The sequence below is a fragment of the Alloalcanivorax balearicus MACL04 genome, assembly GCF_025532145.1.
Taxonomy (GTDB): domain Bacteria; phylum Pseudomonadota; class Gammaproteobacteria; order Pseudomonadales; family Alcanivoracaceae; genus Alloalcanivorax; species Alloalcanivorax balearicus.
Window position 1 is genome coordinate 1 of sequence record NZ_ARXS01000072.1, and the last position, 833, is coordinate 833.

The window sequence follows — 833 nt, forward strand, 5'->3', positions numbered from 1 at the left end:
AGCGGGCCTTTGTGGCTGTAGAGGCCGGCGCTGCCACCGCTGGCCAGGGCGAGGTTATCGCCAGCGCTGATGTGGCCGTCGCTCTGGGTGGTGATGTGCAGGTGCTCGCCGGCCATGGCGGCGGCGCTTTTGTCGCTGTTGAGGACGATGTGGTCCGGGCTTTCCAATACCAGTTTCGGATCGGCGAAGGTTTCCACCGGCTGGTCGCTGTCTTCACGGCTGCCGGGCTTCGGTTTGAACGGCGACTGGCCCGCCACCGGAGCGGTGTAGCGGCCGTCGACTTGCGGGTCCAGGGCTTCACGGAAGGCGGTTTGCGCGGCGTTGCCGGCCAGGCCCGGTGCGCCGGCGGCGGTGGCGGCGTCATGCAGGGCCTGGGCGGTGCGCTCCGCGCCTTTGAGCTGGGCCACCGCTTCGTTCATTTCCATCTGGGTGCCCTGGCCCTTGGCCTTGGCGCTGGCCGATATCAGCAATCCACGGCCGGCGCGCACGGTGGTCCAGGCCTGGGTGGCCAGTTCCCAGCCCTGGCCGCGCAGGGCGCCACGCCGGGTGGGTCCCGGGGTGACGCTGTAATCCACCAGATAGCCCAGCCCCAGGCCGCTGCGGGCCAGGCTGGTTTCCAGCCGCACGCTCACCTGTTTCGGGGTGTCGTCCAGCAGCAGACGCTGCAGGGTCGGGCTGTGGTCGCCCTGGCCGTCGTGCTCCCGGGTTTGCAGGCCACTGACGGTGCCGGCGTGGTTGGTGCCGTCTTCCCGGGCGACGCCGAACGGCGGCTTCACTTCGCCGTTGTAGAGTTGGCCGATGACTACTGGCTGGTCGATGTCCCCCTGGCGGAA

1 protein-coding gene is annotated in these 833 nt (G+C 69.5%); it reads right to left on the reverse strand.

The genetic code is table 11. From position 1 onward, the window contains the following. Positions 1-833 (reverse strand): type VI secretion system Vgr family protein (locus MA04_RS21730; RefSeq protein WP_262462854.1); only part of this gene is annotated, 833 nt, incomplete at both ends.